At 62.0% G+C, this 22,814-nt stretch carries 22 protein-coding genes; 11 read left to right on the forward strand and 11 right to left on the reverse strand.

All coding sequences use genetic code 11. The annotated features are described in order from the left end of the window. Positions 1-333: 333 nt before the first annotated feature. Positions 334-1,083, forward strand: a complete 750-nt coding sequence (locus ABYM29_RS09160) for a hypothetical protein (protein WP_372864426.1) — start codon at positions 334-336, stop codon at positions 1,081-1,083. A 191-nt stretch (positions 1,084-1,274) separates the two neighbouring features. Here the strand turns inward: ABYM29_RS09160 and ABYM29_RS09165 are convergent, their stop codons facing one another. From ABYM29_RS09165 to rpmE, 3 genes are all read right to left on the reverse strand, one after another. After that, positions 1,275-2,522 (reverse strand): malic enzyme-like NAD(P)-binding protein, encoded by a 1,248-nt coding sequence (locus tag ABYM29_RS09165; RefSeq protein ID WP_372864447.1) that lies wholly within the window; start codon positions 2,520-2,522, stop codon positions 1,275-1,277. 133 nt (positions 2,523-2,655) lie between these two features. After that, a complete protein-coding gene (locus tag ABYM29_RS09170; RefSeq protein ID WP_372864427.1) occupies positions 2,656-3,501 on the reverse strand; it encodes a thermonuclease family protein in 846 nt (281 codons plus the stop codon). Positions 3,502-3,526: 25 nt separating this feature from the next. Continuing rightward, positions 3,527-3,745: a 50S ribosomal protein L31 gene (gene rpmE, locus ABYM29_RS09175; RefSeq protein ID WP_372864428.1), complete on the reverse strand. Its 219-nt coding sequence runs from the start codon at positions 3,743-3,745 to the stop codon at positions 3,527-3,529. Positions 3,746-3,991: 246 nt separating this feature from the next. Here rpmE and ABYM29_RS09180 point away from each other — a divergent pair, with 246 nt between their 5' ends. The 6 genes from ABYM29_RS09180 to ABYM29_RS09205 all read left to right on the forward strand — a co-directional run bounded on the left by ABYM29_RS09180 (position 3,992) and on the right by ABYM29_RS09205 (position 11,805). Next, positions 3,992-6,166, forward strand: coding sequence for a primosomal protein N' (locus tag ABYM29_RS09180; protein WP_372864429.1), 2,175 nt, complete (start codon positions 3,992-3,994; stop codon positions 6,164-6,166). A gap of 76 nt (positions 6,167-6,242) precedes the next feature. Then, positions 6,243-8,000 carry an arginine--tRNA ligase gene (gene argS / locus ABYM29_RS09185; protein ID WP_372864430.1) on the forward strand — a complete coding sequence of 586 codons (1,758 nt, stop codon included), beginning with the start codon at positions 6,243-6,245 and terminating at the stop codon, positions 7,998-8,000. A gap of 2 nt (positions 8,001-8,002) precedes the next feature. Beyond that, positions 8,003-8,596 (forward strand): SPOR domain-containing protein, encoded by a 594-nt coding sequence (locus tag ABYM29_RS09190; protein ID WP_372864431.1) that lies wholly within the window; start codon positions 8,003-8,005, stop codon positions 8,594-8,596. 103 nt (positions 8,597-8,699) lie between these two features. After that, a complete protein-coding gene (gene hslV, locus ABYM29_RS09195) occupies positions 8,700-9,239 on the forward strand; it encodes an ATP-dependent protease subunit HslV (RefSeq protein ID WP_372864432.1) in 540 nt (179 codons plus the stop codon). A 62-nt stretch (positions 9,240-9,301) separates the two neighbouring features. After that, positions 9,302-10,621, forward strand: coding sequence for an ATP-dependent protease ATPase subunit HslU (hslU, locus tag ABYM29_RS09200; RefSeq protein ID WP_372864433.1), 1,320 nt, complete (start codon positions 9,302-9,304; stop codon positions 10,619-10,621). A 203-nt stretch (positions 10,622-10,824) separates the two neighbouring features. Next, the gene (locus ABYM29_RS09205) at positions 10,825-11,805 is read left to right on the forward strand and encodes an NADPH:quinone oxidoreductase family protein (RefSeq protein ID WP_372864434.1); all 981 of its coding nucleotides are present in this window, start codon (positions 10,825-10,827) and stop codon (positions 11,803-11,805) included. Between the two features lie 53 nt (positions 11,806-11,858). Here ABYM29_RS09205 and ABYM29_RS09210 read toward each other — a convergent pair whose 3' ends face one another. From ABYM29_RS09210 to ABYM29_RS09220, 3 genes are read right to left on the reverse strand one after another with little or no spacing between them, the layout of a single operon-like run. Next, positions 11,859-12,110 (reverse strand): YfhL family 4Fe-4S dicluster ferredoxin, encoded by a 252-nt coding sequence (locus ABYM29_RS09210; RefSeq protein WP_372864435.1) that lies wholly within the window; start codon positions 12,108-12,110, stop codon positions 11,859-11,861. Between the two features lies 1 nt (position 12,111). Beyond that, positions 12,112-12,594, reverse strand: a complete 483-nt coding sequence (gene coaD, locus ABYM29_RS09215) for a pantetheine-phosphate adenylyltransferase (RefSeq protein ID WP_372864436.1) — start codon at positions 12,592-12,594, stop codon at positions 12,112-12,114. A 44-nt stretch (positions 12,595-12,638) separates the two neighbouring features. Then, the gene (locus tag ABYM29_RS09220; protein ID WP_372864437.1) at positions 12,639-12,953 is read right to left on the reverse strand and encodes a hypothetical protein; all 315 of its coding nucleotides are present in this window, start codon (positions 12,951-12,953) and stop codon (positions 12,639-12,641) included. A 195-nt stretch (positions 12,954-13,148) separates the two neighbouring features. Here ABYM29_RS09220 and ggt point away from each other — a divergent pair, with 195 nt between their 5' ends. Then, the gene (gene ggt, locus ABYM29_RS09225; protein WP_372864438.1) at positions 13,149-14,894 is read left to right on the forward strand and encodes a gamma-glutamyltransferase; all 1,746 of its coding nucleotides are present in this window, start codon (positions 13,149-13,151) and stop codon (positions 14,892-14,894) included. A gap of 18 nt (positions 14,895-14,912) precedes the next feature. Here ggt and mutM read toward each other — a convergent pair whose 3' ends face one another. Both mutM and rsmD read right to left on the reverse strand, forming a co-directional pair. After that, positions 14,913-15,728, reverse strand: coding sequence for a bifunctional DNA-formamidopyrimidine glycosylase/DNA-(apurinic or apyrimidinic site) lyase (gene mutM / locus ABYM29_RS09230; protein ID WP_372864439.1), 816 nt, complete (start codon positions 15,726-15,728; stop codon positions 14,913-14,915). A gap of 74 nt (positions 15,729-15,802) precedes the next feature. Beyond that, on the reverse strand, positions 15,803-16,408 hold the full coding sequence (gene rsmD / locus ABYM29_RS09235) for a 16S rRNA (guanine(966)-N(2))-methyltransferase RsmD (RefSeq protein ID WP_372864440.1): 606 nt from the start codon (positions 16,406-16,408) through the stop codon (positions 15,803-15,805). Positions 16,409-16,524: 116 nt separating this feature from the next. Here rsmD and ftsY point away from each other — a divergent pair, with 116 nt between their 5' ends. From ftsY to ftsX, 3 genes are read left to right on the forward strand one after another with little or no spacing between them, the layout of a single operon-like run. Then, on the forward strand, positions 16,525-17,643 hold the full coding sequence (gene ftsY / locus ABYM29_RS09240) for a signal recognition particle-docking protein FtsY (protein WP_372864441.1): 1,119 nt from the start codon (positions 16,525-16,527) through the stop codon (positions 17,641-17,643). Continuing rightward, positions 17,640-18,317 (forward strand): cell division ATP-binding protein FtsE, encoded by a 678-nt coding sequence (gene ftsE, locus ABYM29_RS09245; RefSeq protein WP_372864442.1) that lies wholly within the window; start codon positions 17,640-17,642, stop codon positions 18,315-18,317. The genes ftsY and ftsE overlap by 4 nt, the downstream gene beginning before the upstream one ends. Further along, positions 18,304-19,350 (forward strand): permease-like cell division protein FtsX, encoded by a 1,047-nt coding sequence (gene ftsX, locus ABYM29_RS09250; RefSeq protein ID WP_372864443.1) that lies wholly within the window; start codon positions 18,304-18,306, stop codon positions 19,348-19,350. Before ftsE ends, ftsX begins: the two co-directional genes overlap by 14 nt. A gap of 15 nt (positions 19,351-19,365) precedes the next feature. On the opposite strand, the gene galE is transcribed toward ftsX, so the two are convergent. The 3 genes from galE to ABYM29_RS09265 all read right to left on the reverse strand — a co-directional run. Next, positions 19,366-20,379, reverse strand: coding sequence for a UDP-glucose 4-epimerase GalE (galE, locus tag ABYM29_RS09255; protein WP_372864444.1), 1,014 nt, complete (start codon positions 20,377-20,379; stop codon positions 19,366-19,368). Positions 20,380-20,500: 121 nt separating this feature from the next. Beyond that, on the reverse strand, positions 20,501-21,910 hold the full coding sequence (locus ABYM29_RS09260) for a mannose-1-phosphate guanylyltransferase/mannose-6-phosphate isomerase (protein WP_372864445.1): 1,410 nt from the start codon (positions 21,908-21,910) through the stop codon (positions 20,501-20,503). A 64-nt stretch (positions 21,911-21,974) separates the two neighbouring features. Next, a partial coding sequence (locus tag ABYM29_RS09265; protein ID WP_372864446.1) for a UDP-glucose/GDP-mannose dehydrogenase family protein occupies positions 21,975-22,814 on the reverse strand: 840 nt, incomplete at its 5' end.

A 22,814-nucleotide genomic window follows, 5' to 3' on the forward strand; every position in this document is an offset into this window, starting at 1 on the left:
AGAGTTTTCATGGTTTATCCCGAGGCAAAAAAACGTCGCCAAGCATTAATGGCCCGGGCTCGGCTGTCTCCCCCGGCGCAAAGACGCGCCGGGCACTCAGCCACCGATCAATGGGGGCCGGCAGTCCGCTAACAGCCAAAACAATGCGAATTTCCGCCGTTTTGTGACCCACGTACAACTACCTAGGTATATCTACCTAGATACATCCGTACTCACCGACGGCTCAATCAATAGCACGACGCAAGTGGCAGAGCAGGCGCGGCTTTCAGCCCCATTATGCACCCCTGCTGCCGATAACGTCGCAACCAAACTAAGAATAAATGGAGTCTCGACATGCTACTTAAAACACTGAAAACCAGCCTCGCACTGAGTATTTCAATCACCGCCGCCAGCCTAAGTCAGGCGCAAACCGCACCGCTGCCGCTGGACGCCTTGAGCGGCGTACTGGGCAATGTCCCCGGCCTCGACGCCCTGCCGCTGGACGCCTTGGGCGGCGGCCTGCCCGGCCTCGACGCCCTGCCTGGCTTGGACGCCCTGCCCGGCTTGGATTCGCTGCCGGTCGGCCCCGATGCAGTCACCGACGCCCTTAGCGGCCTCGACGGCGGCGCGCCCAGTCTGCCCGGACTGGACTCACTGCCCGGCCTAGATGCACTGCCCGGCCTGGATTCACTTCCCGGCTTAGATGCCCTGCCAGTTAGCCCAGACACTGTAACCGACGCACTGAGCGGTCTCGGCGGCGGCGCGCCCAGTCTGCCCGGCCTAGATGCACTACCCGGCCTGGATTCACTTCCCGGTTTAGATGCCCTGCCGGTTAGCCCAGACACTGTAACCGACGCACTGAGCGGTCTCGGCAGTGGTGGCGCGCCCAGCCTGCCCGACGCGGACAGTCTGCAAGACGGCTTGTTTGATATCGCCCCAGTACTCGAAGTTGCCGCCAATGACCCGGCTGCGGTTCCCGACTATGTCACTCAAGGCGGCACCCTGATTCGCCCGCAGGTCGACCTGTACCTACCGACGCCGATCGTCACGGTTGAAGTTCACGCCGGCACCGACACCTCTCTGGCGCTGCCACAGGCAATGTAATCAAAAATTTTGGGACGAGCACCATTGCGCGGCTTCGGCCGCGCTTTTTTTGGCTGCAAAACAATGTCTGGCGCTGAATTCCCCCGCGATTAACACTGCGGCACAACCCCGGCCGCCCCACAGCAACTGCGGCAAACACCCACAAAAAAGGCCGCGCAAGCGCGGCCTTTTTACTAGCAGTGGCAGTCGCCTTAACTCAGCGGGTAGTGCGCCGGGTAGGGCAGCAGGGCAACGCCGCTGTCGACGGCGGCCTGAGCCACCGCTGCGGCCACTTTCCCCAGCAGGCGGCGATCCACCGGCTTGGGAATAATGTAGTTGGCACCAAAACTCAGCTCGCCACAGCCACAGGCATCTATTACCACCTGCGGCACATCCTCTTTGGCCAGTTCACGAATGGCATGTACCGCCGCCACCTTCATCTCCTCATTAATCGCCGTAGCGCGCACATCCAGCGCGCCGCGGAAAATAAACGGGAAGCCCAATACATTGTTCACCTGATTGGGGTAGTCGGAGCGCCCGGTGGCCATAATCAAATCGTCGCGCACCGCCATCGCCAGCTCCGGTTTAATTTCCGGGTCCGGATTGGAGCAGGCAAACACTATTGGCTTGGGCGCCATCGCGCGCAGCATGTCTTCGCTAAACAAATCGGCGCCCGACAGACCGACAAACACATCGGCGCCGTCAATCGCCTCGGCCAAGGTGGTCGGACCGCTGCCATTGGCAAACTCTTCCTTGTACTGGTTCAGGCCCTCGCGACCCGGGGTAATCACCCCGCGGCGATCGAGCATAAACAGGTTTTCGTACTTGGCGCCCAAGCTAATCAGCAAACGCATACAGGCGATGGCCGCCGAACCGGCGCCCAGACAGACAATGCGCGCGGTTTCAATGTTCTTGCCCTGAATTTCCAGCGCATTGAGCATGCCGGCAGCGGTGACAATGGCGGTGCCGTGCTGGTCGTCGTGAAACACCGGAATATTGCACTGCTCGATCAAGATGCGCTCGATCTCAAAACACTCGGGTGCCTTGATATCTTCGAGGTTAATGCCGCCAAAGGTATCGGCAATGCGGCGCACGGTGTCGATAAAGGCCTGCGGGTCTTCTGCATCCACTTCGATATCAATGGAGTCGATGTCGGCAAAACGCTTGAACAGCAGCGCCTTGCCTTCCATGACCGGCTTGCTTGCCGCGGGACCGAGGTTACCCAGGCCGAGAATGGCACTGCCATTGGAGATAACCGCAACCAGATTGCCCTTGCTGGTGTACTTATAGGCGTTGAGCGGGTCCTTGGCGATCTCGCGCACCGGCTCAGCCACGCCGGGGCTGTAAGCCAGTGACAAATCGTATTGTGTCTCGGCGGGCTTGGTCAGGCTGATACCGATTTTGCCTGGCGTGGGGATTGAGTGGTAATCCAGGGCCGCCTGCTTAACATCGTTGGACATCGTCATGTTCTCGGTTTGTGCAGTTCAGAAGGGGCGAACGCAGATACTGGTGAATGGGGGCGCTCTCAAAGGCGAGAAAGCATATAGAAAACTGCCCTCAGCCACAAGCTGGTCGAGGCCACAGCGCCCGCCCTCAGTGCCTGTCGCCAGGCAGCTCCGCAGCCGTCCAACGCATCATCGCCGGGTGGCGCAGATCCATTTTCAGCGGCGCAAAACCGGCCTTGGCACGGCGTGAACGCAGCCAGCCACGCACTTCAATGCGGCGCCCCGGCCACTGCGACCAATCCTGCTCGGTAAAGTTTGGCAAATCGCGGTGGTCGATACGCAGCACGACCTGACCGCGCAGATCCACCCACACCGCATTGCGGCTGTGCGACACCGACTCCACCACGCCGCGCAGCAACGCAAAGCCCTGATCGGCGGCGCTGGCCCGCTCTGCCGCCAGCGGCGGCAGCGCCCACAGACCGAGGCGCCGGCGCCGGGCCTCGGCCTCGGCGGCCTGCAGACAGTCATCGCCGCGGCTCTGAGGTGGCACCACAATATGCCAGGCCAGCCCCTCGGCCAGCAGGGCCTCGCCGAGATGACCGCCATCAGGGCGCAAATACACCTCGGCCAACAGTCGCCCGTAGCGGTCGACGCCGTGGCTGTGCAGATAGAGCTGCCGATGTTTGCCCAGCAGCGCAGCAGCGCGCCGCTGTGCGGCCTCGGCCAAGGGCTGTGGCGGGCGACCATCGCGCGCCAGCTCCGGGGCGTTAATACCCAGCAGGCGCAAGCGGCGACCATCGTCCAGGCGCAGTGTGTCGCCGTCGGTCACCGCCGCCACTCGCGCCGCACTCAAGCTGCCCTGTGGCGGGCAGGCCGCGAGCGCCAAACTGCCGCCCTGCAAGGCGACGCAAAATATCGCGGCAAAAAAAATGCCCCTGCGCTGGCGCAAGGGCATTTTTTCGCGGTCGGCGCGGCTGCGGCAAAGCCACAACACAGCCGGCATCACAGCAGTAGCGGCTTTAGCTTTTCGCTGTGCCACGGTTGCCGAAACGCTTGCGGAAGCGATCAACGCGGCCGCCAGTGTCGAGCATTTTTTGCTTGCCGGTGTAGAAAGGGTGGCAGGCAGAACATACGTCTACGTGCAGGTCTTCGGCCAGCGTAGAACGGGTCAGAAAGCTGTTACCACAGCTGCAAGTCACGTTCATTTCTGCGTATTTTGGATGGATATCAGCTTTCATCAGTAGATCCTCTTTAGGCGCCGCCACCCGATCTTTCGCCGGGCACCGCGCTGGGTCGATGCGCTCGGTGGAAGCCGGAACGTGCAGGGATTTGCGCCGCCCAACTGAACAAAAAACCACCGAAAAACAGGCCGCGCATATTATCAGAACTGGCCGCATAAGCAAGCACTGCGTGGAATCACCCCCCGCGGCACTCTCGCCGCCGCCCAGATTCTTATACACTGGCGGTTTTGCGCAAGCCCTTTTATGAGCGACACCCTGGTTTCGATTGCCATTCCCTGCCCGCTGCGCCGCCGCTTCGACTATCTGTGGCCGGCAGCGCTGGCCCGCGAGCCGCAGCCCGGCCTGCGCGTCAAGCTGCCCTTTGGCCGCCGCGAAGTCGTGGGCATTGTGCTGGCGCGCAGCGACAACAGCGACATCGACCCCGCCAAACTTAAAGCGGTAACCGAGGTGCTGGACGAGCAACCCAGCCTGTCGGCCGAACTGCTGGCGCTGGGCGAGTGGGCGGCAAGCTACTACCACCACCCCATTGGCGACTGCCTGGCACAAATGCTGCCTGTGGCGCTGCGCCGCAGCAAGCCCGCCGCCAGCAAGCCCGCCGAACACTGGCAACTGGCCGAGGGCGCCACGCCGGACGCCCTGCCCGCCCGCGCCCGCCAGCAGCGCGCGCTGTTTAGCGCCGTTGCCGAACGCGGCGTGCTGAGCCGCGACGAGCTCAAAACGCTGGGCTTCAGCCGCGCGGTGCTCAACGAACTGATCAAGGGCCAGCTGCTGTGCGCGGCCAGCGCCGCACCGCGCGCTGCCGACGCCGAGCGCGGCCCCGAACTCAACGCCGAACAGGCGGCCGTGCTGCACACCCTCGCCGACCACGACGGGCAGTTTGGCCGCTTCCTGCTGGACGGCATTACCGGCAGCGGCAAAACCGAGGTGTATTTGCGCGCCATTGCCCGCGCCATCGCCAACGGCAAACAGTGCCTGGTGCTGGTGCCCGAAATCGGCCTTACCCCGCAGACCTTGCGGCGCTTTGAGCGGCGCTTTCCCGGCCGGGTGCGCAGCCTGCACTCCGGCATGGGCGACAGCGAGCGACTGGCCAACTGGCAGGCGGCGCGGCGCGGCGACGCCGACATTGTGCTGGGCACGCGCTCGGCGGTATTCGCCGAACTGCCGCGACTGGGCCTGGTGGTGGTCGACGAGGAACACGACAGTTCCTATAAACAGCAGGACGGCTGGCGCTATTCCGCCCGCGACATCGCGGTAAAACGCGCCGCCGACCGCGACTGCCCGGTGATTCTCGGCAGCGCCACTCCCAGCCTCGACAGCCTGCACAACGCCGACCGCGGCCGCTACCAAGTGCTGCGCCTGCGCCAGCGCGCTGGCAACGCCTGCGAGGCACCGATCCGCCTGCTGGATATTCGCCAGCAGCCCCTGCAGCACGGCCTCAGCGAGGCCCTGCTGAACGCCACCGACAAGGCGCTGGCGGCGGGCAATCAGGTGCTGCTGTTTCTCAACCGCCGCGGCTTTGCGCCGACCCTGCAGTGCCACTGCTGCGGATGGATTGCCGACTGCGCGGCCTGCGATGCGCGCATGACCGTGCACTACCGCCGCCGCCAGCTGCGCTGCCACCACTGCGAGGCCATTCGCGCCATGCCCGCCAGCTGCCCGGACTGCGGCAACAGCCAGTGGATTTACGACGGCCCCGGCACCGAGCGCCTGGAATTGTTTTTACAGCAGCGCTTCAGCCAGCCGGTGCTGCGTATCGACCGCGACACCACCGCCGGACGCGGCAGCATGGCGGAACTGGTCAACGAGGTGAACAAGGGCGAGCCCTGCATTTTGGTGGGCACGCAAATGCTGGCCAAGGGCCACCACTTCCCCGCCGTGACCTTGGTGGGCATTGTCGACATGGACGCCGGCCTGTTTAGCGCCGACTACCGCGCCACCGAAAACAGCGCTCAACTGCTGCTGCAGGTCGCCGGCCGCGCCGGCCGCGCCGATCGCCCCGGCGAGGTCTTGCTGCAAACCCACTGCCCCGCCCACCCGGCGCTGCAAAGCCTCAGCCAGCACGGCTACCGCGACTTCGCCGCCGCCCAGTTGGCCGAGCGCCGGCTGTTGGAATTGCCGCCCTTCAGCTACAGCGCGGTCATTCGCTGCGACGCCCCCCAGCTCAGCGACGCCGAACAGTTTTTGCAGCAGCTGCGCGACGCCCTGGCGGCGCCCACCCCCGACTGGCAGGTCCTCGGCCCGCTGCCGGCGCCGATGACCCGCCGCGCCGGGCGGTTTCGCGCCTCGCTAATCCTACAGGCGGCCCAGCGCGGCCTGCTGCACCGCCAGCTGGCGCAGGCCTGCCACACCGCCGAGGGCCTGAGCCGCCGCGGCCAACTGCGCTGGTCGGTGGATGTCGACCCCATCGAGATGTTCTGATGCTGGCGACTCGCGCCCGAAACAGTGATAATACGCCTCCGCAAATTCCCCAAGTCTCAGAGAGTTCGAAACCGACATGAAAGATATCGTCGCCGCGTTGATTGAACAGGCGCTCAACACCCTGCGCAGCACAGCCCAATGGCCCGAGGATCTTCAGCCGTCGATTCAGCTCGAGCGCTGTAAAGACAAGAGCCACGGCGACCTCGCCTGCAATGTGGCGATGATGCTGGCCAAACCGCTGCGCAGCAATCCGCGCGCCATCGCCCAGCAGATTGTCGACGCCCTGCCGGCCAGCGACGACGTGGTCAAAGTGGAAATTGCCGGCCCCGGCTTTATCAATTTCTTTCTCGACGACGCCGCCAATTTCCGGGTGATTAAACAGATCTTCAGCCAGGGCGAGCAGTTCGGCCTCGGCGCGGCCAAAAATCAGCGCATTCAGGTGGAATTTGTCTCCGCCAACCCCACCGGCCCACTGCATGTTGGCCACGGCCGCGGCGCCGCCTACGGCGCCAGCGTTGCCGACATGCTGGAAGCGGCGGGCTACGATGTTGAGCGCGAATACTATGTCAACGACGCCGGCCGGCAGATGGACATTCTCGGCACCAGCGTTTGGCTGCGCTATCTGCGCGCCTGCGGCGAAAACTTTACCTTTCCCAGCAACGGCTACCAGGGCGACTACATCGCCGACTACGGCCGCGAGCTGCTAGACAGCCACGGCGAGGCCCTGCGCCGCAGTGCCGATGAGGTGTTTGCCAACATCACCGCCGACGACCCCGCCGGCGGCGACAAAGAAAAACATATTGACGACTTGATCAACCGCGCCAAAACCCTGCTCGGCGACGACTACCGCATCGCCTTCGATAAGGGCCTGAACGCCATTCTCAGCGATATCCGCGAAGACCTCGGCGAATTCGGCGTGCACTATCAGCAGTGGTTTTCCGAGCGCAGCCTGACCACCGCCCCCGACCAGGTCAGCCGCGCCATTGCCCGCCTGCAGGACAATGGCTTTATTGAAGAACGCGACGGCGCGCTGTGGTTTCTGTCCACCCGCTTTGGCGACGACAAAGACCGCGTGGTCAAGCGCGACAACGGTCAGACCACTTATTTTGCCTCGGATATCGCCTACCACCTGAATAAGTTCGAACGCGGCTTCGACCGGGTGATCAATATCTGGGGCGCCGACCACCACGGCTACATCGCCCGGGTGAAGGCCGCCCTGCAGGCGCTGGACATCGACCCCGAGCGCCTGGTGGTGCGACTGGTGCAGTTTGTCTCGCTGTTCCGCGGCGACCAGCAGGTGCAAATGTCGACCCGCTCCGGCTCCTTTGTCACCCTGCGCGAACTGCGCGAAGACGTCGGCAACGACGCCGCGCGCTTCTTCTACATTATGCGCAAGGCCGACCAGGCCACCGACTTCGACCTGGAACTGGCCAAGTCGGAAAGCAAGGACAACCCGGTGTACTACATTCAGTACGCCCACGCCCGTGTGGCCAGCATCCTGCGCAAACTCGAACAAGAGGGCCAACAGTGGACCCAAGAGGCCGGACTGGCCAAGCTGTCGCTGCTCAGCGAGGAAGTGGAAAAAGCCCTGCTGGTGAAACTGGCCCGCTACCCGGAAGTGCTGAGCAGCAGCGCCGAACAGTTTGAGCCCCACAGCCTGGCCCACTACCTGCGCGAACTGGCCGGCGACTTCCACAGCTACTACAACGCCCACAAAATGCTCGGCGAAGACCCGGCGCTGCGCGACGCCCGCCTGGCCCTGTCGGTGGCCGTGCAGCAGGTGCTGCGCAATGGCCTGCAGCTACTGGGCGTCTCGGCCCCCGAGGAAATGTAAGCATGGCCGCCAAAAAACGTCCCGTTCGCGGCGCCACCCGCAGCGCGGGCAACAAGGGCCTGCCGGCCTCCGTACTGCTGGGCAGCGGCTTTATCGCCGGCGTGCTCAGCACGGTACTGGTGTTCAACGCCATCGGCGAGCGCGACAACAGCCGCGTTAGCGCCCCGCGTAATCTCACCGAGAAAAAGCCCGACGCCGGCAAACCCAGCCCGCAAACCAAGTTCGACTTTTTTACCGTGCTGCCCGAACGCGAGGTGATCGTCCCCGACGAAACCCCCACCGCCAAGCCCCAGCGCAAGCAAGCAAACATCAACGAACAGCCGCCGCGACCCGCCGAAAAAACCTTTCAGACCGGCGAGCGCTATATTCTTCAGGCCGGCTCGTTTCGCAGCAGTGACGATGCCGATCGCCGCCGCGCGCAGATACTGCTGCTCGGCCTGGACGCCAAGGTAGAGTCGGTAGATGCCAATGGCGAGCGCTGGCACCGGGTTTACGTCGGCCCCTTCCAAACCCACAACACCCTGTCCAGCGCCCGCGCCAAGCTGATCGGCGAGACCATAGACACCCTGGTGATTCGGCAAAAAACCGCACCATAGCCCCCCTCGCCCCGCCGCCTTGAAATTGGCGACGACACCCCCATATCTGTTGTTCAAGGCCGCTGCGGCGGCCGCCCGTCAATTATCTGAAAAGGAGTCCCGCGTGGAACAGTTCCGCGGCACCACCATTCTCTCCGTGCGACGCGGCAACCAGGTTGTGGTTGGCGGCGACGGCCAAGTTACCATGGGCAACACCGTTATGAAGGGCAATGCCCGCAAGGTGCGCCGCCTGTATAAAGAGCAGGTACTGGCCGGCTTTGCCGGCGGCACCGCCGACGCCTTCACCCTGTTTGAGCTGTTTGAAGCCCAACTCGAAAAGCATCAGGGCAAGCTGATTAAAGCTGCGGTTGAACTGGCCAAGGCCTGGCGCAGCGAGCGCGCGCTGCGCCAACTCGAAGCCCTGCTGATTGTCGCCGACAAGGAAACCACGCTGGTGATCAGCGGCAACGGCGACGTGATTGAGCCGGAAGACAATATGATTGCCATTGGCAGCGGCGGCGCCTTCGCCACTGCCGCCGCCCGCGCGCTGATGGACAACACCGAGCTCGGCGCCCAGGATATCGTTGAAAAAGGCCTGAACATCGCCGGCGATATCTGCATTTACACCAACCACAACCGCCGTATCGAAGTGCTCGATTACTGAAGCCATAGATTTTTATTACAGACAAAGGGCCGCCGCCACCAGGCGGCGCCACTGGAGCCACCATGTCGCAAATGACCCCCCGTGAAATTGTTCACGAATTGGACAAACACATCGTCGGCCAGCAGGACGCCAAGCGCGCCGTGGCCATTGCCCTGCGCAACCGCTGGCGGCGCATGCAGCTCGACGAAGAACTGCGCGCCGAGATCACCCCCAAAAATATCCTGATGATCGGCCCCACCGGCGTCGGCAAAACTGAAATTGCCCGCCGTCTGGCCAAGCTGGCCAATGCGCCCTTTATCAAAGTCGAAGCCACCAAATTTACCGAGGTCGGCTATGTCGGCCGCGACGTCGAATCCATTATTCGCGACCTGGTCGATGTGTCGCTGAAGCTGCACCGCGAACAGGCCATGGAGCAAGTCGCCCACCGCGCCCAGGACGCCACCGAGGAGCGCATCCTCGACGCCCTGCTGCCGCCGGCGCGCGGCGAGCAAAGCGACGAAGAGCGCAACAGCACCACCCGGCAGATCTTCCGCAAGAAGTTGCGCGAGGGCGAATTGGACGACAAGGAAATCGACATCGAAATCAGCGCCGCGCCGGTCGGCGTCGAAATTATGGCACCGCCGGGCATGGAAGAAATGACCAACCAGCTGCAGGGCATGTTCTCGAAAATGGGCGGCGACCGCAAAAAGACCCGCCGGCTAACCGTCAAAGCCGCCTATAAGCAAATTCAGGACGAGGAAGCCGCCAAGCTGGTCAACGAGGAAGAGCTGAAGGCCCGCGCCATCGAAGCCGCCGAGCAAAACGGCATTGTGTTTATCGACGAGATCGACAAGGTCGCCAAGCGCCAGGAATCCGGCGGCGCCGATGTCAGCCGCGAGGGTGTGCAGCGCGACCTGCTGCCGCTGATCGAGGGCTGCACGGTAAGCACCAAACACGGCATGATCCGCAGCGACCACATTTTGTTCGTCGCCTCCGGCGCCTTCCATCTGAGCAAGCCTTCAGACTTGATTCCCGAGCTGCAGGGCCGCCTGCCGATCCGCGTCGAACTGTCGGCACTCAGCCCGGACGACTTCGAACGCATTCTCACCGAGCCCAGCGCCTCGCTCACCGAGCAATATCAAGCCCTGCTGGCCACCGAAGGCCTGCACATCGAGTTCAGCGCCGACGGCATTCGCCGCATCGCTGAAACCGCCTGGGAAGTGAACGAGCGCACCGAAAATATCGGCGCCCGCCGCCTGCACACCGTTATGGAGCGACTGCTGGAAGAGGTGTCATTCAGCGCCGGCGACCGCCACGACACCCTGCAGATCGACACCGACTACGTCACCCAACAGCTCGGCGAACTGGCACAAGACGAAGACTTGAGTCGCTTTATTCTGTAAGCGCGACCCCCTCAGGGCCGCCAAAATCAGGCTGTGTAAGCGCTTGCTTACACAGCCCCTCTTGATCGAATATGCACAGCGCAAGCCGCAGCGCCGCCACAACTTTCGACGCTGATCTGCGCTGATTCATAATAAGCGTCCGGCACCGATATAACGCCATGCCGGCATCAATAACGTACCTCATTGAATAAAGGGCTCTGTTTATGCGCGCCATTGTCTGCACCGAATACGGCTCACCCGACTCGCTGTCGCTACAAGAACTCGCCGAGCCGCCGCTGCAAGCCGGCCAGGTTCGGGTCGCGGTGAAGGCGGCCGGGGTAAATTTTGTCGACTCACTGCTGGTGGCGGGCAGCTACCAAATTAAAATTCCACCGCCGTTTACCCCCGGTGGCGACATTGCCGGCGTGGTCAGCGAGATCGGTGACGGGGTTGAACACTTCGCCGTTGGCGACCGGGTACTGGGCAGCCCCGGCATCGGCGGCTTCGCCGAATCCGTGGTGTTAACGGCCGAGCAATTGACCGCCATTCCCGACGGCATGGGCGACGACGCTGCCGCCACCTTTGTCCAGGCCCACGCCACCGCCTACTACGCGCTGGTCAATCGCGGCCAGTTGCTGGCGGGGGAAACCCTGTTGGTGCTCGGCGCAGCCGGGGGCACCGGCATTGCCGCCATCCATGTCGCCAAGGCGCTGGGCGCGCGGGTGATCGCCGCGGCCTCCAGCGAGCAAAAACTGGCGGCCTGCATCGCCGCCGGGGCCGATGCCACCATTAATTACAGTGAGCAGGATTTAAAAACCCAGGCCAAGCAGCTCAGCGGCGGCAAGGGCGTCGACCTGGTGTTCGACCCGGTCGGCGGCGACTACTCGGAAGCGGCGCTGCGCGCCTGCGCACCGGGCGCGCGCTTTCTGGTGGTGGGCTTTGCCGCCGGCGACATCCCGCGCATCCCCCTCAATCTGGTGCTGCTGAAGAAGTGCCAGATCGTCGGCGTCGACTGGGGCGGCAGCGTGCTGCTGGACCTGCCACTGTATCAGCGGGTATGCGACGAAATTATCGCCCTCTACCAACAGGGCAAGCTGCCCGATCCGCCGTTCAGCCACTACGCGCTGGCCGACACCGGCCGGGCACTGGCCGACCTGCAACAGCGCAAGGTCGCCGGCAAGGCGGTGGTACTGCCCGGACAGTAGAACAGGCAAACTTATAGCAGCGCCTTTAAAGCGGCAGAAAAGCCTGAAGGGGGTTAACCGGTGGCGATCAGTCGCTGGTATTTTTCCAGCAGCTGTTCTTCGGTTTCCATATGCTGGGGGTCCAGCGGGATGCAGTCTACCGGGCAGACCTGCTGGCACTGTGGCTCGTCGAAATGCCCCACGCACTCAGTGCAGCGGGCGGGGTCGATCTCGTAGATCTCCTCGCCCATATAAATCGCGTCGTTGGGGCACTCGGGCTCGCACACGTCGCAATTAATGCACTCGTCGGTAATCAGCAGCGCCATTTTATTTCCGCGAGAAGCGGGCGTTCAGCGCGCGCATGACATTGTCGGGCACAAAGCGCGACACATCGCCGCCCATGCTGGCAATCTCGCGCAGCAGCGACGACGACACATAGGACAGCGACTCGCCCGGCGTCAAAAATACCGTTTCCAAATGCGGCGCCAGTGCGCGGTTCATATTGGCCAGCTGCAGCTCGTACTCATAGTCGGCCACGGTGCGCACACCGCGCAAAATACTGTGACAGTTTTGCTCGTCGGCCAATTCGACCGTCAAACCGGTAAAACTGCAGACTTCGATATTCGGCAGGTGAGCCAGCGCCTCGGCGCACAGCTCCATGCGCTGCTGTAACTCAAACATCGGCTGCTTTTTCTCGCTGTTGGCCACCGCCAACACCACGGTGTCGAACAGCTTGCTGGCGCGTTCAACCAAGTCGATATGCCCGCGGGTAATGGGATCAAAGGTGCCAGGATAGACAATGCGCTTCATACGTCACCGGATTGAGGGGGTCGGGGCGGCTGATGGTATCGAATTCACCCCCGGCGGACAAGGCGCCGGTCCAACACGCAAGGCAAGGGCTGCAAATCCTCCCAACCGGGATTTACGCTCGCAATCAACAGCGCCTTGCGCTGGTGGGAGTAGGCTTTAAGCTGTTTTTCACGCAGATATGCCTGCTCAAAATCTTCAAACAGCTCATAATAAACCAGGTCCAGCTTGTCGCCATCGACGCTCGCGCTTGCGTCGCGGTGACCGACAATATGACTCCGCAGATCGGCCGTCACGCCGCTGTGCAGTGTTCGACTTCCCCGCCTGGCCAACAGATAAACAGCCGAAAGCTGTACCCACATAACGCCCCTCCCTAGGCAATGTTCAACACCCACCCTGCAGGGCAAGTCCTTACGCGCGCCTTGAAATCACAACGCACGCCCCATCCGTGGGGCTCGGCAATCGATCATAAACAAATCACCCCGGCAAAAACAGCCTTGGCCGTTTTGCGCTGACCATCAAGCCGTGGCACTCTGCCCATTTTGCCTGGAGTACATATGCACCACATGCCAACCAAGTGGTTACTCCGCATCGGCCTAGCGCTCTGGACGAGCTGCGCCCTGGCCAGCGACCCCCTCATTGTTCCGGAAGCCGCCAGCGGCTTTGGCACCCTTAAGGCCGCCAATCACCGCCACGCCATGGCCGTCACCGCCAACCCCCACGCCAGCGACGCCGCCCGGCAAATACTCCAACAGGGCGGCTCAGCGGTAGACGCTGCCATTGCCGCACAACTCGTACTGGGGTTGGTAGAGCCGCAGTCCTCAGGCATCGGCGGCGGCGCCTTTATGCTGCACTGGCAGGCCGACAGCGGCGACCTCAGCGCCTGGGACGGCCGCGAAACCGCCCCCGCCAACGCCGACGAACACTATTTCTTGCAGGCCGATGGTCAGCCCCAAGCGTTTTTTGACGCCGTGATTGGCGGCCACTCGGTGGGGGTACCCGGCGTGCTCGCAATGCTCGAGGCCGCTCACCGCAAACACGGTAAACTTGCCTGGGGCGACCTGTTCCAACCGGCCATCGCCCTTGCCGAGCAGGGCTTTGCCATTTCCGATCGCCTGCACATTCTGCTCAGCCGCATGCCTAAGGTCGCCGTCAACCCGGCCATACAGCGCTACTTCTTCCTTGCCAGTCCACAGGGTTGGCAAGCCAAGCCCGCCGGCCACCGCCTGCGTAACCCCGCCTACGCCAACACCCTGCGCCGCCTCGCCAAACTGGGCAGCGACGATTTCTATCGCGGCCAGCTTGCCCGCCAGTTGGTGGCCGCGGTGCGCAACGACCCCAACCGCGCGGGCACGCTCAGCCTGAGTGACCTGGCCAACTACCGGCCAAAACAGCGGCCGGCGCTGTGCGCCCCCTTCCGCCAATACCAGCTGTGCGGCGCACCACCACCGTCATCGGGGGGCAGCACCGTGCTGGCCATACTCGGCATACTGGAGGCCTATGAACAGCGTATGGGACTGCGCGCAGACTGGCAGCACGGCTTTGTTGAAGCCTCCAAGTTGGCCTTTGCCGACCGCAATCACTACGTCGGCGATCCTGACTTTGTCGACGTGCCCAGCCAGGGCCTGGTGGACCGCAACTACTTAAGCCAGCGCGCGCGCCTGATCAGCAACAGCAAAGTGATCGAGCGCGCGCCCCCTGGCCAGCCACCCGGCGCCCAGCCGCGCCAAAGCCGCGCCTCGCCGGAGCTGCCGTCAACCACCCACCTGAGCATTGTCGATAGCTGGGGCAACGTGGTGAGTATGACCAGCAGTATTGAAACCGCCTTTGGCTCGCGGATCATGGTCGGCGGCTTTTTGCTGAACAACCAGCTCACCGATTTTTCCTTTGCCCCGCGCGACGCCGAGGGCGCGCCGGTAGCCAACCGCGTGCAGGCTGGCAAACGACCACGCTCGTCGATGGCGCCCACCATCGTGCTAGACAATGACCGTGCCGTGCTGGCCATTGGCAGTCCCGGTGGCGCGCGCATTATCGATTACGTGGCCGCCAGCCTCTACCGCATTCTGGCGCTGAAAATGCCTGTGGCCGAGGCCATTGCCCAGGGGCACATCGTCGCCATGGGGCGAGGAGTCGAAATGGAAAGCGATCGCGCTGACAGCGCCACCTTGGCGCGACTGCGCGGTCGCGGCCACCCGGTCAGCATCAAGGATCAAACCAGTGGCCTGCACGCCATTTATATCGACGAGCAGGGCCTGCAAGGCGGTGCCGACCCGCGCCGAGAAGGTGAGATACGCGGCTATTGATCTTGCTGCCAGCGCCGATCAGCGCTGACAGCGGGCACAAAACACCGTGCTGCGCTGCGCCTGGCGAATCTCGCGCAGCGCGCTACCACAAGCTGGGCAGGGCAAACCGGCCCGACCATAAACCAGCAACTCCTGCTTGAAATAGCCGGGGCGGCCGTCGCCACCGACAAAGTCCTTCAGGGTGGTACCGCCCTGGGCGATGGCGCTGGTCAACACCTGTTTAACGCAGTCCACCAGCCGGGCATAGCGCTGACGACTGATTTTGCCGGCGGCGCGATCGGGCCGAATGCCGGCCATATACAGCGCCTCGTTAGCGTAGATATTGCCCACCCCGACCACCACCCGGCCATCCATCAACAGGCTTTTTACCGGCACACTGCGGCCCTTGGCGCGAGCCAACAGATACGCCACATTGAAATCGGCCGACAGCGGCTCCGGGCCGAGGTGCCCCAGCAGCGGGTGCGCCTCGGCCTCGCCTTCCAACCACAGCACCGCGCCAAAGCGGCGGGGGTCGGTGTAGCGCAGCAGCTGGCCGTTATCCAGGGCAAAGTCGACATGATCGTGCTTGCCCACCGCAGTGCCGGCGGCGACAAAAAACAGCCGCCCGGACATGCCCAAATGCACCATCAGGCAGCCCTCTGCAAGGCTGATCAACACATACTTGGCACGGCGGCTCACCGCCAGCACCCGCTGGCCCGCCAGCCGCTGGGCCAAATCATCGGGCACCGGCCAGCGCAGCTGCGGCTGGCGCACGGTCACCCCGGTGAACACCCGCCCCTGTAAATGCGGGCGAATGCCCCGGCAAACGGTTTCAACTTCTGGCAGTTCAGGCACAGTATTTCTCAATCGTGTCGCCCGCGGCGCGCAGCCCTGCGGCGAATATACTTACAACTGGCAAGGCGCCGCAGTTACTGCACCGGCGCCACCACCTCATACAAACGGTATTCCACCTGCCCGGCAGTTTTGTGCTTTAACTCAAGCCAGCCGGCGGGCACCAGAAATGCCTCACCTCTGGCGGTCTCTACATACACACGGGCACCATCACTTAGGCGCCCCGCCAGCTGATCCAGCGCCGGCTGCAACAAGCCCTTATTGAAAGGCGGGTCGAGAAACACAATATGCCAATCGGCGTCGCGCGCCTGCAAAAAGCTGTCGGCACTGCGGCTGTGCACCTCGCCATCGCGACAGTTCAGCGTGGCCAGGTGCATGCGTATCTGCATGGCACTGGCACTGTCGTTGTCGACAAAGTCGCAGCGCGCCGCGCCGCGCGACAAAGCCTCCAGGCCCAGCGCCCCCGAACCGGCAAACAGGTCCAGGCAGTGGGCACCGGGCACCAGGGGGGCCAGCCAGTTAAACAGCGTTTCGCGAACACGGTCACCACTGGGGCGCAGACCCTCGGCATTGTGAAACGGCAACTTGCGGCTGCGCCACTGGCCACCAATAATGCGCACCACTCCGTCGCCCGATTTTCGGGGGTCGGTGGCGCGACGAGACGATTTGGAGCGAGGCGACATAGCGGTCCTTTAAATGCTAATCAACACAATGCAGCAGTAGGCCACGATGACATTACTCAGTGGCGGCCGAGAAGTGGTAGGATACGGCTTTTCTTTTCGCTGTAAACCAGAGTCCCATGACCGAAACCGACAAGTCTGCCCTTACCGACGCGGAAACCCCTCAAGAGCCCCAGAAAAAAGGCTTTTTCACTCGCTTTAAAGAGTCCTTTGTCGGCTCCGAAGAAGACCTGGCCGCCGCCGAAGGTTTTATCGCCGACGAGGAGATTGCCCCCTGGCAACACCTTGAGCTGTCTCCCGAAGAACAGGCCTCACTGCTGGTCAAGTTCAAAGAGGGCCTCAGCAAGACCGGCGCCCAGCTCGGCGAGGGCATGGCCAATCTATTTCTCGGCCGCAAGGAAATCGACGACGAACTGCTGGATGAGATCGAAACCCACCTGCTGATGGCCGATGTCGGCGTTGACGCCACCACCGAGATCATCGACAACCTCACCCGGCGCATGTCACGCAAGGAATTAGATAACCCCGAAGCGCTTTACGTCGCCCTTCAGGAAGAGCTGCGAGTCCTGCTGGAACCCGCCGAGCAGGAATTGGTCATCCCCGCCACGCCGGGGCCCTATGTTATTTTGATGGTCGGCGTTAACGGCGTTGGCAAAACCACCACCATTGGCAAACTGGCCAAGCAGCTGCAGGCCGGCGGCCGCTCGGTGATGCTGGCCGCGGGCGACACCTTCCGCGCCGCCGCCGTAGAGCAACTGCAGGTCTGGGGTGAGCGCAACGACGTGCCGGTGATTGCCCAACATACCGGCGCCGACAGCGCCTCGGTGCTGTTCGACGCCCTGCAAGCCGCCAAGGCCCGCGACGTCGACGTGCTGATCGCCGACACCGCCGGACGACTGCACAACAAAGACAATTTAATGGAAGAGCTGAAAAAGGTGGTGCGAGTGCTCAAGAAGCTCGACCCCGAAGCCCCCCACGAGGTGATGCTGGTGCTCGATGCCGGCACCGGCCAGAACGCACTGTCGCAGGCCAAACACTTCCAGCAGGCCGTCGGTGTTACCGGCCTGACCCTGACCAAGCTCGACGGTACCGCCAAGGGCGGCATTGTCTTTGCGATCTCCAAGCAACTCGGCCTGCCGATTCGCTTTATTGGCGTCGGCGAGGGCATTTTAGACCTGCGCCCCTTCCGCGCCGATGAATTTGTCGGCGCCCTGTTTGGCTGGCAACGCAAGCCATGATTCACTTTGACCAGGTCAGCAAACGCTATCCCGGCGGCCACGAAGCACTGAACAAACTCAGCTTCCATATGCCCCACGGTGACATGCGCTTTCTGACCGGCCACAGCGGCGCCGGCAAAAGCACCCTGCTCAAGCTCATTATGGTGATGGAGCGCGCCACCAGTGGCCAGGTGTTGATTGACGGCCACAATGTTTCACAGCTGCCGGCGCGCAAGATCCCCGAACTGCGCCGCAAAATTGGCGTGGTTTTCCAAAACCACCAACTGCTGTTCGACCGCAGCGTCTTCGACAATGTTGCGCTGCCGCTGATTATTGCCGGCTACGGCCACCGCGATATCGGCCGCCGGGTACGCGCGGCCCTGGACAAGGTCGGCCTGCTCGACAAGGAGCAGCAAAACCCCATTACCCTGTCCGGCGGTGAACAGCAACGCGTTGGCATTGCCCGCGCCGTGGTCAACAAGCCCAAGCTTCTGCTCGCCGACGAGCCTACCGGCAACCTCGACCCGCAACTGTCGGCAGAAATCATGCGCCTGTTTGAACAATTCAACCAGGTTGGCGTAACCGTGTTGATCGCCACTCACGACCTGTCACTGATCGCCCGCATGCCCTACAAGCTGTTGAGCTTGCGCCAGGGTCAGCTGGTTAGCGCCGGGGGACACAATGAACAAGCCTAAGTCCGGTGGCGCCAGCAAACTTCCCAAACGCCGCCTCAAGCAATTACAGAATCCAGCAAAACCCGCGCGCCGCGAGCCCGGCGGCGCCAAAAGCCACCGCACGCGCTTTAGCGACCAGTGGCAGAGCTACCGCAGCCACCACCGCCAAGTGGCCCGCGACAGCCTGCAACGCCTACTGCGTCGGCCACTGGCCACACTGATGACCACCCTGGTCATCGCCATTGCCATGGCGCTGCCCACCGGCCTGTATATCGGCTTAAATAACGTGTCAGCGGTTAGCGCCGACTGGGACGGCGCAGCCCGCCTGTCCGTGTTTTTAAAATTCAGTGTCGACAACCGCCAAGCCGAACAACTGCGCAGCAGCCTGGCCAGGCGCGACGCTATCGCCAGCGCCGAATACATCTCCCCCCAGGCCGCACTGGAAGAGTTTAGAACCCGCTCCGGCTTCGGTGAGGTATTGGACCAACTGGACAGCAACCCCCTCCCCGGCTTGATCATTGTCAGCCCGACCAGCAGTCATAGCAGCGCCGCGCAGGTACAAATACTGCGCGAGCAACTCGCCGCGCTACCCGAGGCCGACCTCGTAAAGCTGGATATGGAATGGCTGCAGCGCCTGGACCGCATCACCGAACTCAGCCGCAGGCTCACCCTGGCACTGGCCGCCATGCTCGCCCTCGGGGTACTGTTGATCGTCGGCAATACCATCAAGCTGGCGATAGAAAACCGCCGCGACGAAATATTGGTCATCAAACTGGTGGGCGGCACCAATGCTTTCGTGCGGCGGCCGTTCTTATACATGGGTTTCTGGTACGGCTTGTTCGGTGGCCTGCTCGCCTGGCTGTTACTTAGCGCCAGCCTGCTCTGGCTCAGCGGCCCGGTAAAAGCGCTTTCCGGGCTCTACAACAGCGACTTTTCACTAATGGGGCTGGGACTTCTCGACAGCCTGGTGATGTGGATCTGTGCCGCCAGCCTGGGCCTGCTTGGCGCCATGTTGGTGGTCGGCCGGGAACTGCGGGCGATCGAACCGAAGTAAATCTACGGTATACAATCAGGCATAACCGTCGGGGTTATTACGCTGCCAGCGCCAGGTATCTTCCATCATTTTTTCCAATGAGCTGTCGGCAGTCCAGCCCAGCAGCTCCCTGGCTTTGTCGGCGTTGGCCCAAAATGCGGCTAAATCACCGCTGCGGCGCGGCGCAAACTGGTAGGGTATTTCGCGGCCGGTCACGGCAGTGAAGGCCTGCACCATTTCCAACACCGACACCCCCTTGCCCGCACCCAAATTGATGGCGTGCAGACCGGGGTTGTCGAGCAAATTCACCGCACGGCAATGACCGTCGGCTAAATCCACCACATGCAGGTAATCGCGAATACAGGTGCCATCCGGGGTAGCGTAGTCGTCGCCAAAAATGGATAACTGCGGCAACTTGCCCACGGCAACGCGCGCAATAAACGGCATTAAATTATTGGGGATACCCAGGGGGTCTTCGCCAATTAAGCCCGAGGCATGGGCGCCTATAGGATTGAAATAGCGCAGCGCCGCCACTGACCAACGCGAGTCGGCCGCACATAAATCCGCCAGCACTTGTTCCACCATCGCCTTGGAGGTGCCGTAGGGGCTGGAGGGCTGCCCCAAGGGCAAGGTTTCAACGTAAGGCACCGGCGCGTCCGGGCCATACACCGTCGCTGAAGAGCTAAATACCAGCTTAAACACACCCGCCTTGGCCATCGCGTCGCACAAGACCAAAGTACCGTTCACATTGTTGTCGTAGTATTTCAGCGGTTGTTCAACGCTTTCACCCACCGCCTTTAGACCGGCAAAATGAATCACCGCATCGATGGCATGGTCGGCAAACAGCGCCGCCAACAGCCCGGCATCACGCACATCGCCCTGCACAAATGCCGGCCGCCGGCCAGTGATCAACTCCAGGCGGTTCAACACCTCGGCATTGCTGTTCACCAAGCTGTCTAACACCACCACCTGGTGGCCCTGCTCCAGCAGTTCAACCGCCGTGTGACTGCCGATATAACCGGCACCACCCGTCACTAAAATTGTCGCCATATTGCCCCCAGCCCCTTGTCCATATACTGCAGCCTATCATTCGCGGGCGGGCAGGCGGCGTAGCACACAAAAAAGCCCAGGCCAAAAGCAGCCTGGGCCACCGTGCTAGTAACAGGCGCTATTACGGCGCGCGGCCATAGCGGTCCTCAAAGCGCACAATATCGTCTTCGCCCAGGTAAGAGCCAGACTGCACCTCTATCAATTCCAGCGGAATCACCCCGGGGTTCTCCAGCGCGTGAACAACACCGACTGGAATATAGGTCGACTGGTTTTCAGTGAGCAGAATCTCATTGTCGCCGTTGGTCACCTTGGCCGTGCCCGACACCACAATCCAGTGCTCGGCCCGATGGTGATGCATCTGCACCGACAGCTTAGCACCGGGATTAACGGTTATTCGCTTCACCTGATAGCGCTCGCCGTTGTCCACCGAGTCATACACGCCCCACGGGCGGTGTACATGGCGATGGTGCAAGACTTCATTACGGCCTTCCGCCTTCAGCTGTTCGACAATTTTTTTCACATCCTGCACTTGGTGCTTGTCGGCCACCAAAACCGCATCGTTGCTTTCCACCACCACCACATCGCTCAGCCCTACCGTAGCCACCAAACGACTCTCGGCACGAATATAACTGTTGTGGGTATCGTGAGTAAGCACGTCGCCGTGCACCACGTTGCCCTCGCCATTACCTTCGCTAACTTCCCACAGCGACGACCAGGCCCCCACATCGCTCCAACCCGCCGACAGGGGCACCACCACTGCCTTGCCGGTTTTTTCCATGACTGCGTAGTCAACCGAATCATCCGGACAGGCACTGAACTCGGCCTTACCCACCCGCAGAAAGTCCACGTCCTGACTGCGCGCTGCATACGCCTGCTGGCAGGCGGCGTAAATATCCGGTCGATAGGCCTTTAACTCGTTCAAATACACATCGGCGGCAAACATAAACATACCGCTATTCCAGTAATAGCCGCCATCCTCCAAGTAAGACTGGGCGGTATCGGCATCTGGCTTTTCCACAAACTGCGCAACCGCAAAGGCTTCGCCCTGCTCGGCGCCGCGACGAATATAGCCGTAACCGGTGTGGGCGCTCTCGGGCACAATGCCAAAGGTCACCAGGTTGCCGGCCTCTGCCTGAACAGCCGCCTGCGCCACCGCCGCCTGAAAAGCCGGCACATCTTGAATAAGATGATCCGCAGCCATAACCAACATCAGCGGCGAGCCGTTTCCATCGCGCGCCAGCAAATCAAAGGCCGCCAACGCAATGGCCGGCGCAGTGTTGCGCCCCACCGGCTCCAGAATAATCGACGACAGTGCAGCCCCCGCCTCTTGCGACTGCTGGGCGACAATAAAACGGTGCTCTTCATTGCAAATCACCGCCGCGCCTTCGGCCTCCAAGCCGTCGAGCCGCGCCAAGGTTTCCTGCAGCATGGTCTGCTCGCCGGCAATCGCCAGAAACTGCTTGGGGTAAAGCCCCCGGCTGGCGGGCCAAAGGCGACTACCGCTGCCCCCGGCCATAATGACTGCATGCATTGAAACATCCTCTTATTCTGGGTGATAAACCGTTATATCGTATTTGGGCAGGGGAAGTTGAAGCCTAGACCTCAACAACCTTAACGCTGCGGCCGCGACCAATCCCGTAGTAAGCCAAGCCATAGCCCTCCACCAGCTCAGGTTCGTACTGGTTGCGGCCGTCAATAATTACTGCATGATTCAAGGCACCTTTAATCACCTCAAAATCCGGCGCCTTAAACACGTTCCACTCAGTACATACCACCAGGGCATCGGCGCCATTGAGCGCCGCCTCTTTGGTCCCCATCAATACCAGATCCGCGCGGTGACCGTAAATGCGCTGAGTTTCGTTCATGGCTTCCGGGTCGAAGGCCTGCACACTGGCGCCCGCCGCCCACAGTGCCTCCATCAATACCCGGCTGGGCGCATCGCGCATATCGTCTGTGTTAGGCTTAAACGACAGCCCCCACAATGCAATCTTCTTGCCCTGTAAGTCGCCACCAAAGTGGGCCAAAAGGCTGTCGAACAGCTTGCTTTTTTGGCGCTTGTTTACCGCCTCAACCGAACGCAGCAATTCGGGCACATAGCCCACCTTTTCGGCGGTGCGCACCAGCGCTTGCACATCTTTCGGAAAGCAGGAGCCGCCATAGCCACAGCCGGGGTAAATAAAGGAATAACCAATACGCGGGTCGGAGCCGATGCCCTGGCGCACTTTTTCTACATCGGCACCCAGACGCTCGGCCAAATTAGCAACCTCGTTCATAAAGCTAATTTTAGTGGCCAGCATACAGTTAGCAGCATACTTGGTCAGCTCTGCCGAGCGCACATCCATCACGATAATGCGCTCGTGGTTGCGATTAAACGGCGCATACAATTCGCGCATTTTCTCTTCTACCACCAGACTCTCAGTACCGATAATAATACG

Source organism: Spongiibacter sp. (genome assembly GCF_041602295.1).
In the GTDB taxonomy this organism is placed as follows: domain Bacteria; phylum Pseudomonadota; class Gammaproteobacteria; order Pseudomonadales; family Spongiibacteraceae; genus Spongiibacter.

What these genes read in the sequence shown, in the direction of transcription:
- ABYM29_RS09160 (WP_372864426.1), top strand. Translation starts at nt 334, where the DNA reads ATGCTACTTAAAACACTGAAAACCAGCCTCGCACTGAGTATTTCAATC.
- ABYM29_RS09165 (WP_372864447.1), bottom strand. Translation starts at nt 2,522, where the DNA reads ATGTCCAACGATGTTAAGCAGGCGGCCCTGGATTACCACTCAATCCCC.
- rpmE (WP_372864428.1), bottom strand. Translation starts at nt 3,745, where the DNA reads ATGAAAGCTGATATCCATCCAAAATACGCAGAAATGAACGTGACTTGC.
- ABYM29_RS09180 (WP_372864429.1), top strand. Translation starts at nt 3,992, where the DNA reads ATGAGCGACACCCTGGTTTCGATTGCCATTCCCTGCCCGCTGCGCCGC.
- argS (WP_372864430.1), top strand. Translation starts at nt 6,243, where the DNA reads ATGAAAGATATCGTCGCCGCGTTGATTGAACAGGCGCTCAACACCCTG.
- ABYM29_RS09190 (WP_372864431.1), top strand. Translation starts at nt 8,003, where the DNA reads ATGGCCGCCAAAAAACGTCCCGTTCGCGGCGCCACCCGCAGCGCGGGC.
- hslU (WP_372864433.1), top strand. Translation starts at nt 9,302, where the DNA reads ATGTCGCAAATGACCCCCCGTGAAATTGTTCACGAATTGGACAAACAC.
- ABYM29_RS09205 (WP_372864434.1), top strand. Translation starts at nt 10,825, where the DNA reads ATGCGCGCCATTGTCTGCACCGAATACGGCTCACCCGACTCGCTGTCG.
- ABYM29_RS09210 (WP_372864435.1), bottom strand. Translation starts at nt 12,110, where the DNA reads ATGGCGCTGCTGATTACCGACGAGTGCATTAATTGCGACGTGTGCGAG.
- coaD (WP_372864436.1), bottom strand. Translation starts at nt 12,594, where the DNA reads ATGAAGCGCATTGTCTATCCTGGCACCTTTGATCCCATTACCCGCGGG.
- ABYM29_RS09220 (WP_372864437.1), bottom strand. Translation starts at nt 12,953, where the DNA reads ATGTGGGTACAGCTTTCGGCTGTTTATCTGTTGGCCAGGCGGGGAAGT.
- ggt (WP_372864438.1), top strand. Translation starts at nt 13,149, where the DNA reads ATGCACCACATGCCAACCAAGTGGTTACTCCGCATCGGCCTAGCGCTC.
- rsmD (WP_372864440.1), bottom strand. Translation starts at nt 16,408, where the DNA reads ATGTCGCCTCGCTCCAAATCGTCTCGTCGCGCCACCGACCCCCGAAAA.
- ftsY (WP_372864441.1), top strand. Translation starts at nt 16,525, where the DNA reads ATGACCGAAACCGACAAGTCTGCCCTTACCGACGCGGAAACCCCTCAA.
- ftsE (WP_372864442.1), top strand. Translation starts at nt 17,640, where the DNA reads ATGATTCACTTTGACCAGGTCAGCAAACGCTATCCCGGCGGCCACGAA.
- ftsX (WP_372864443.1), top strand. Translation starts at nt 18,304, where the DNA reads ATGAACAAGCCTAAGTCCGGTGGCGCCAGCAAACTTCCCAAACGCCGC.
- galE (WP_372864444.1), bottom strand. Translation starts at nt 20,379, where the DNA reads ATGGCGACAATTTTAGTGACGGGTGGTGCCGGTTATATCGGCAGTCAC.
- ABYM29_RS09260 (WP_372864445.1), bottom strand. Translation starts at nt 21,910, where the DNA reads ATGCATGCAGTCATTATGGCCGGGGGCAGCGGTAGTCGCCTTTGGCCC.